This window comes from Spirillospora sp. NPDC029432 (assembly GCF_040703975.1).
Classification (GTDB): domain Bacteria; phylum Actinomycetota; class Actinomycetes; order Streptosporangiales; family Streptosporangiaceae; genus Spirillospora.
This window is the reverse complement of record NZ_JBEZWH010000055.1, coordinates 44877-53085: the sequence shown is the minus strand read 5'-3', so window position 1 is coordinate 53085 and position 8209 is coordinate 44877. Positions and strand designations below refer to the sequence as shown.

General features: G+C 77.2%; 7 protein-coding genes. 2 read left to right on the top strand and 5 right to left on the bottom strand.

All coding sequences use genetic code 11. The features are described 5' to 3' along the window. The coding region (locus AB0881_RS31600; RefSeq protein WP_366622807.1) for a fibronectin type III domain-containing protein at positions 1-662 on the top strand (662 nt) is incomplete at its 5' end. A 24-nt stretch (positions 663-686) separates the two neighbouring features. On the opposite strand, the gene AB0881_RS31595 is transcribed toward AB0881_RS31600, so the two are convergent. Continuing rightward, complete coding sequence (locus AB0881_RS31595; RefSeq protein WP_366622805.1) at positions 687-2852, bottom strand: hypothetical protein; 2166 nt, start codon at positions 2850-2852, stop codon at positions 687-689. 113 nt (positions 2853-2965) lie between these two features. After that, the gene (locus AB0881_RS31590) at positions 2966-3160 is read right to left on the bottom strand and encodes a hypothetical protein (RefSeq protein WP_366622809.1); all 195 of its coding nucleotides are present in this window, start codon (positions 3158-3160) and stop codon (positions 2966-2968) included. 18 nt (positions 3161-3178) lie between these two features. On the opposite strand from AB0881_RS31590, the gene AB0881_RS31585 reads away from it, so the two are divergent. Further along, positions 3179-3817, top strand: a complete 639-nt coding sequence (locus AB0881_RS31585; RefSeq protein ID WP_366622804.1) for a hypothetical protein — start codon at positions 3179-3181, stop codon at positions 3815-3817. Here the strand turns inward: AB0881_RS31585 and AB0881_RS31580 are convergent. The 3 genes from AB0881_RS31580 to AB0881_RS31570 all read right to left on the bottom strand — a co-directional run bounded on the left by AB0881_RS31580 (position 3814) and on the right by AB0881_RS31570 (position 8200). Next, complete coding sequence (locus tag AB0881_RS31580; RefSeq protein WP_366622802.1) at positions 3814-6021, bottom strand: transglutaminaseTgpA domain-containing protein; 2208 nt, start codon at positions 6019-6021, stop codon at positions 3814-3816. The genes AB0881_RS31585 and AB0881_RS31580 overlap by 4 nt on opposite strands. Then, on the bottom strand, positions 5994-7127 hold the full coding sequence (locus tag AB0881_RS31575; RefSeq protein ID WP_366622800.1) for a DUF58 domain-containing protein: 1134 nt from the start codon (positions 7125-7127) through the stop codon (positions 5994-5996). The genes AB0881_RS31580 and AB0881_RS31575 overlap by 28 nt, the downstream gene beginning before the upstream one ends. Positions 7128-7213: 86 nt before the next feature. Continuing rightward, positions 7214-8200, bottom strand: coding sequence for a MoxR family ATPase (locus AB0881_RS31570; protein WP_366622798.1), 987 nt, complete (start codon positions 8198-8200; stop codon positions 7214-7216). Positions 8201-8209: the final 9 nt, after the last annotated feature.

Genomic DNA, 8209 nt, shown 5'->3' with positions numbered 1-8209 from the left:
CGCGGCGGTCCGGCGCGCACCCGACGGCACCGGCCTCGCCGCCCGCGCCCGCACTCGCCGCGCGGCCCGCACCCGCCGCACGGCAGGACGCCGCGCCCAGCTGGCCGCCGCCGGAGCACGCGACGGGCGGCCCGGACGGAGCGGCCCGGAGCGGGGACGGGCCCCGGCGGGGACTGATCGTCGCCGCGACCGTCGTGGTCGTCGGCGGCCTGGCCCTGGGCATCGGCGCGCTCGCGCTGCGCGGCGGCCCGCCCGAGGAGCCGCGGAACGGCCGGTCGGCGGGCGCCCAGGCCGCGCAGCCGTCCGGCGGCGCGCAGCAGCCCGGCGCGGCGGACCAGGAGCCGATCCCGGCCGCGCAGTACCGGGCGACGCGGCCCCGCGGCGTCAAGGTGAAGGCGGTCGGCGCCCGGGCCGTCCTGGTGTGGCAGGTGCCGCCCGCCGCCCGCGAGCTGCCGATGATCGTGCAGGTGCTCCCGGCCGGGAGCGCCCCGGCGGTGTCGGCGGGCAAGGGCGCGCGGTCGGCGACGGTCACCGGGCTGGACGCGCGGAAGGGCTACTGCTTCCGCGTCGGCGCGCTGCTGCGGCTCAACCAGAACAAGCCGGCCACCATGTCGTGGTCCAAGCCCGCGGCCTGCGTCCGCGGCGCCCGCGTGCAGAACTGACCGCCCGCCGGCGCTGCTCGGCCGCTACTTGCAGCGCCACAGCGGCAGCCCGGCGTACGCCTTCCAGTCGCCCGGGGTGTTGATCAGGTAGCCGATGATGTAGCCGGTCGCGCCGCCGTAGGTCATCTTCACGTACATGTCCCCGCTCAGGTTCTTGTCTCTGGGGTGGGTGTAGGGGACGCCCTTGGTCTGGCAGTGGACCGTGACCGACTCGCCGTTGTTGTCGTGCATGGTCGCGACGCGGTCGTCGGCGTTGGAGTTCGCGGTCTTGTGGATGTAGGCGTTGGAGTTGCCGTTCCGCTCGACCTTGTAGCTCCGGTTCGGGCCGGTGAGCTGCTCGGCGGCCGACGCGGCGTTGCCCGCGCCCGCCTCGTTGGCGGCGGTGACGGTGAACGTGTACCGCCCGTTGATCCCGATCTGGCCGAGCGTCACCGACGTCCCCGCCACCCCGGTGCGGCTGCCGCTCACCGGCCCGCTCCAGGCCACCCGGTACGTCGTCCCCGGCTCGGCGCCCGCGGCCGGGCTCCACGCCACCCGCGCGCCGGAGGCCGTGGCGGTCCCCCGCACGCCGCTCGGCGCGCCCGGCGGCACGCACGGCCGGACGGGATCGCTGGGCGCGGACACCCGCTCGGCCGTACGGCCCTGCGCGTCCCGGTACCGGACGGCGACGCGGAACCGGTACTCCCGCGAGCACTCCCCGCCGGTGACCGTGAACGTGTACGCGCCCGCGCCCGGCCCGACGCTCGGCGGCGACACCGCCGGCCCGGCCGGGACGTCCTTGAGCACGTACCCGGTGGGCGTGCCGCCCACGGAGGGCTGGAAGTCCACCCGCATCGTGCCCGCGCCGGGCGTGACCGTGAGGCCGCCGGGCGCGAGCGGCGGCTCCTGCGGCGCCGGCGTGCGCACCGGCGGCCGCGGCCGCGGGTCCGACTCCGAGCCACCGCGGCCGCCGCCCTGGTCCGCGCCGCCGCCCCCGGCACCGCCGCCGGGACGCGGCAGCGGGCGCCGGTTCGGGCCGCCGGGGACCCGGTCGTCGTACTTCTCGACGCGCTTGACGGCGCCCCGCCCGTCCAGCACGATCGCGCGGTGGTCGCGCGGGTCGTGCGCCCAGAGCAGCCCGTCCTTGACGAACACCTCCAGCGTCGAGGGGCGGCCCGTGACGGAGATGGTCCGCTCGAACCGCTGCGCCACCGTGTCGTAGACCCAGAGCGCGCCGGCCGTCTCGTCCGGGAGGTAGACCTTCGAGCCGAGGATCTGCGGGGCGCGGAAGCGGTGCCGGGCCATCGACGTCGCCCCGCTGGAGCTGGAGACCCGGCCGGTGGCGGTGTCGAGCAGCATGAGGGAGGCGCGTTCCGGTACGAACAGCGGCACCGTCCTGCCCTCGGTGCGCGCCGGGACGAGCACGCCGCCGCGGCCCGCCGCCCGCACGGTCGACGGCAGCGTCACCGTGAGGTGCGCGCCGGACTCCTTGATCACCGTGGCGGTGGCGGCCGTGGAGTCGACGGCGACCGCCTCCCCGGCGGCGATGGCCAGCGCGAGCCGGGCGCCCGGCCTGCCCACCGCGACCGGCGGCCGCGCGGCGCCGTCCCGGAACGCGGCCAGCTGCCCGTGCTGCGGCGCCGGGACCCACAGCGTCCCGCGGGCGTCGATCCCGGCCTGCCCGAGCGGCGGCGTGACCTGGGCCGGGCTCCCCCACGCGGCCAGCGTGTACGGGTCGAGCTGCTGGATCGTGCCCTTGACGGAGTCGACGGTGTACGCGCGGCCCGCGCCGGCGAGCACCTGGAGGCCGGCCGCGCCGAGCCTGCGGTTCTGCTCGACCTTCAGCTGGGACGGGTCGATGCGGCTGACCACGCCGGTGTCGAGGTCGACGATCAGCACGGTGGAGCCGTCCTGGACGACCTGGATCCGGTGGCCGCGCATCGCGGCGGGCAGCGCCGCCTTGCCGTCGACCTTGGCGGCCGGTCCGTTGGCGTGCACGACCAGGCCCTTGGCCGGCGCGGCCAGCCAGGCCCCGACGTCGGCCAGGTCGTAGCGGGCGCTCGCGACGCCGACCCCGTACACCAGGGCCGTGACGCCGAGGACGCCGACCAGGCCGATCGCGATCTGGCCCGTCACCCGGTCGCGGCGGAAGAGCGCGCGCACCGTCCCGCGTACGCCCCCCTGCCCCGCGTGCCCCGCCGCACGTCCCACGCCCGTCACCCTCCCCGCCGCCGACGTGGCGGCCAAGGTAACGAGCACCGCCCGGAGTGAGACGCACCATGACGGGAAATGGACCGGTGTGGCCGGATCCGGACGGGGGCGGGTCAGCCCGCGGCGCTCCCCGCGCCGTTCCCGCCGTCGCCGCCGTTCCCGGGAGCCTCGGCGGCGCGCCGGTGGAGCCGTTCGCGGATCTCGTCGGGGGTGTACGAGCGGCGGCGCCGCTCCGCCCGGGCGATCACCACCCCGGTCGCCGCCACGCCCACGAATCCGGCCGCTCCCAGCACCTTCCACCACCGCATCCGCCTAGGGTACCGATCATGTCCGGCACGAGCATCGGCCTCGACGAGGCCGCCGACCTGACCCGTACCGGCGACGTGTGGCTGTTCCGCGGCCGCACCGTGGCCGACCGGGCGATCCAGATGACCACCAACAGCCCGGTCAACCACGTGGGCATGTCGATCGTGATCGAGGACCTGCCGCCGCTGATGTGGCACGCGGAGCTGGGCCGGTCGCTGCGCGACATGTGGTCCGGCAGCCACCACCGCGGCGCCCAGCTGCACGACCTGCGCGAGGCCGTGGTGGCGTGGGGCACGCGGTACGGGCAGCGCGCCTGGCTGCGGCAGCTGGACCCGCCGGCGGGCCGGGAGATGGAGAACGCGGCGCTCAAGGCCGTGGCGCGGCTGGACGGCACGCCGTTCCCGTCCACGTCCCGGCTCGCCGGGCGCTGGCTGCGCGGCCGCGTCCCGTTCCGCCGCCCGGCCGAGCGGGACGTGAACCTGGAGACGGCGTTCTGCGCCGAGATCGTCGCCGTCACGTACCAGTCGATGGGGCTGCTGCCGCGCGGGCGCCGCCCCAACTGGTTCGATCCGGGCCGCTTCTGGAGCGGCGACGACCTGGAGCTGGAGGCGGGCGCCCGCCTCGGCGGGGAGGTCTCCGTCCGGGTGCCGCCCGCCTAGGGGCGGTCGCGGCGCAGCGAGCGCGGGTGCAGGCGGCGGCGCAGCCGCCGCAGCCGGCCCGCCTCGGCGGTGACCAGGCGGCCCAGCTCGTCGGTGTGCTCCCACGCCCGCTCCGCCGCGTTCGGATGCGGCGGCCCGGGGGCGTAGCGGGTGTGGTTGACCAGGTCGGCGAGCGGGCCGAGGTGCCGCATGGCGCGCTCCCCCAGCCGGCCCGTGCCGAAGCGGGCCACCTCGTGGGCGGTCAGCGTGCGCGCCGTCGCCAGGCCCAGATCGCCGAGATGGTCCAGCGTCTGCCGCCAGGCGCCCGCGATGCGCGCGGCGGGCGTGCCCGCGCGGCGCCGGCGGCGCCTGCGCAGGGCCGGGGCGAGCAGCACGGCCGCCACGTACGCGGCGGCCAGGAGCCCGGCGGCGGACGCCGCGTACACCCACCAGGGCAGCGGGGACTCCTCCCGCGCGGGCGTCGCGGCGGGCGCCTGCGGCGTCTTGCCCGCGCCCGTGCCGCGCTGCTGGGACGCGGCGTTCTTCTGCAGCTGCTCCAGCTTCTGCTGGGTCTCCCCCGCCGCGACCGAGTCCGACTGCTTGGACCTGCTCGCCTGCTGCGGGGTCGGGTTGAACGGGACCCACCCGAGCCCCTCGAACTTCACCTCCGGCCAGACCATCACGTCCCCGGCGCGCATGTCCCGCACGTCGCCGGCGGCCCGGCCGCCGCTGAACCCCACCATGACCCGGGTGGGGAGGCCGAGGGAGCGCGCCAGCACGGCGTAGGAGGCGGCGAAGTGCTCGGGCGTCCCGCGGCGCCCCTCGGACAGGAAGTAGTCGAGCTGCCGGTAGCTGTGCCCGGGCGGGGCGGTCACGTCGTACCGGGCGTACGACTTCAGGTGCACGGCCAGCATCGCGGCCCGCTGCACCGGCGAGGACGCCCCGTCCGTCGCGCCCTCGGCGAAGCGCCGGAACTCCGCCAGCTGCACGGGCGCCCGCGTGGCCCCCGGCCCCCACGGCAGCCGCGTCGCGGCGCGGGCCTCGGCGTCGGTGGCGACGCGCGCGGCGGCGAGGTCGCCGGCCGTCAGCTCCCTGATCTCGGAGGTGACGCGGTAGGTCTGGCCCTTCCGCAGCTCCCGCGCCACGGCGAGGGTGCCGCTGGCCGGGTCGACGACGACGCCCAGCCCGTCCACCCGGCGGGGCCGGTCGGCGGCCGGCGCCCACACGCCCGGCAGGTCGCGCACGGTGATCTCCTGGACGGCCGTGCGGCGCTTCGCGGCACCGGCGCCGTCCCCTTCCGGCGGCCTCGGCACCCGGCTCCCGGTCGGGACGAACCGGGCGGTCGACGACCACGTCACGCCGTCGAAGCGGTCGAGCACCGCCAGCCGCATGTTCTCCCGCCGGGACGCCTTCACCGTGAACAGCACCTGGTCGGGCGTCAGCAGCCAGCCGCCGACGCGGTCGAGCGGGCTGACCCCGTCCCGCTGCTGCGGCGGGGGCGCCTGCACCTGCTCGCGCGGGTCGTACGGGTCGGCGCCGACCGGCACGTACGGCCCGGCCAGCAGGGCCAGCGCGCCCAGGACGGCGGCGGCCGGGACGCCGAGCAGGAGGGGCCGCCAGGCCGCGCTCCCGGGCGACGGCGAGCGGACGAGGACGAGCACGGCGATCAGCACGACGGCGGCCGCGGCCGGGGGCAGGTTGGAGCCCGGGCCGTCCACGCCCAGCAGCAGCGCGATGCCGAAGACCGCCAGCGCGGGCAGGCACGGCGCGGCGCGCAGCGACGTCCGCAGCGCCAGCTCGGCCGAGCCGAACGCGGCCAGCCACACCAGCACGTGGACCAGCACCAGCAGGCGCGGCTCGGCGGGCGCGGGCAGCAGCGTGGTGAGGATCGACTTCCACGAGCCCAGCACGCCCTCGCGGAGCGCGTGCGGGAACGTGCCGTCGGCGAGCGCGGGCCGCAGCACGGTGACCGCGGCCGTGCCGGCCCACGCCGCGACCGTGAGGACCAGCGAGATCCACAGCGGCCAGCAGCGGCCCTCCCGGCGCGGGCCCGACAGCGCCGCCGACAGCAGCGTCGGGACCAGCGCGGCGGCCGCCACGACCGGCAGCACCGGCCCGAACCCGAACACCCGGTGGAACGCCAGCCCCGCCACCGCCGCCAGCGCCGCGGTGACCGGCAGGGACAGGTAGCGGCGGATCACCGGGACCGCCCCAGCCGCCGCCACGCCGCCGCCAGCGCGTCCAGATCGCCGAAGTCGACGAGATGGACGCCGGGCGGCGCCGACGCCGGCTCGCGGGGCCGCACCCGCAGCACCACGACCCGATCGAACCGGCCCCGCACCGCGGCGATCCGGCCGAGGTCGGCGCCGCCGGAGGCGACGACGACCAGCGAGCCGCCCGCGCGCACCCGCCGCACGGCGTCGAGCAGCGACCGCGGCCCCTCCGCCGGCGCGACCGCCGTCAGCCGGTCCAGCAGCACCTCGGTGTCGTCGGGGCCGCCGCGCGTCTCGGCGACCGGCCCGTTCCCGGTCAGCACCCGCACGGGGAAGTTCGCCGCCGCCGCGCCGGCCGCGACCGACGCGGCCGCGTCCACGGCCAGCTCGAAGTCGTCCGGATCGGCCCACGCGTCCGGCCGCGCCTCCAGGACGACGGTCGTGGTCGGCAGACTCGCGTCGACGAGCTGGCGCACCATCAGCGTCCCGGTGCGGGCGGACGACTTCCAGTGGATGTGCCGCATCTCGTCGCCGACCACGTACTCGCGCAGCGCGTGGAACGTCGTCGTGCCCGCCGGGGACCGGTCGCTCGTCGGCCCCTCCAGGTGGTACGCCCGCCCGGAAGGCAGGAGCGCCAGCGCGACCGTCCTGGGCCGGACGAGCAGCGTCCGCGGCGTGCCGTACTCGCGCACGCGGCGCGCCAGGTGCAGCGGATCGGCGCGGACGAGGCGCAGCGGCCCGACCGGGATCTCGCCGCGGCGGGCGGTGGGCAGCCGGTACGTCACCGTCCGCCGCCCGCGCGGCCGCAGCCTCGGGATATCCACCGCGACCTCGGTGGACCCGGCGGAGTCATGGGCGGTCAGGCCCCGCACCCCGGTGCGGCCCGCGTTGGTCACGTGCAGCACACCGACGGCCGGCTCGCCCCTCGCCACCTTCAGCGGCGCGATCTCCCGGGACACCTCCAGCCGCGGCCTCGGCAGCGTCCACAGCACGGCGCCGAGCACGGCCGCCAGGCCCGCGAGCCCGAGTACCGCGGGCTCCGGATATCCCAGCCACCAGCCCGCGCCGTACAGCAGGACCGCCCCGATGCCCGTCCCCCAGCCCAACGGCGTCAGCACGGCGCCACCCTCGACCACTCCACCACCACACGACGCCGCCGCGCCGGAAGCGGTTCCCCGAGGCGGCCGAACGCCCCCGGCACGGCTCAGACCCCGGCGGCTTGCGGCGTCGGCACGTTCGCCAGGACCTCGCCGACGACGTCCGCGCCCGTACGGCCGCGCAGCTCCGCCTCCGGCGTGACGATCAGGCGGTGCGCGATCACCGGCACGGCCAGCGCCTTGATGTCCTCGGGCACCAGGAACGACCGGCCCGCCGCGGCGGCCCGGACCCGGGCGGCGCGCAGCAGCGCCAGGCTGGCGCGCGGGCTCGCGCCCAGCCGGAGCTCCGGATGGTCGCGCGTCGCGGCGACCAGGCGCACCACGTAGTCGTACAGCGGCGGCGCGACGTGCAGGCGCCCGGCGAACTCCACCATGCGCGACACGTCCTCGCGGCCCGCCACCGGCCGCATCTCGTCGATCGCCGCCCCCGTCGGAGCCCCCGCCAGCACCGCCACCTCGGAGCGGTGGTCGGGGTACCCCATCGAGATCCGCATCAGGAACCGGTCGAGCTGCGCCTCCGGCAGCGGGTACGTGCCGTCCATGTCCACCGGGTTCTGCGTCGCGATCACCATGAACGGGCGCGGCACCGGGTGCGGCGTCCCCTCGACCGTGACCCGGCGCTCCTCCATGACCTCCAGCAGCGCCGACTGCGTCTTGGGCGAGCCCCGGTTGATCTCGTCCGCGACCACCAGGTTCGCGAAGATCGGGCCGGGGTGGAACTCGAACGCGTTCGCCCCCTGGTTGAAGATCGACACGCCGGTGATGTCGCTGGGCAGCAGGTCGGGGGTGAACTGGATGCGGGTCCACTTCGCGTCCACCGTCGCCGAGATCGCGCGGGCGAGCGTCGTCTTGCCCACGCCGGGGACGTCCTCCACCAGCAGGTGCCCCTCGCTGAGCAGGCACACCAGCGCCAGCTCGATCTTGTCCCGCTTGCCCCGCACGACCTGCTCGATCGCCCCGGCCAGGGCGCCGAACAGCTGCGCGAACCGGCCCGCCACGGCGTCCGCGTCCACCATCGCCTGATTCTCGGTCATCGCTCACTC

Bases quoted from the DNA above. Each gene is read 5' to 3' on its own strand.
- AB0881_RS31590 (WP_366622809.1), bottom strand. From the start codon at position 3,160: ATGCGGTGGTGGAAGGTGCTGGGAGCGGCCGGATTCGTGGGCGTGGCG.
- AB0881_RS31585 (WP_366622804.1), top strand. From the start codon at position 3,179: ATGTCCGGCACGAGCATCGGCCTCGACGAGGCCGCCGACCTGACCCGT.
- AB0881_RS31570 (WP_366622798.1), bottom strand. From the start codon at position 8,200: ATGACCGAGAATCAGGCGATGGTGGACGCGGACGCCGTGGCGGGCCGG.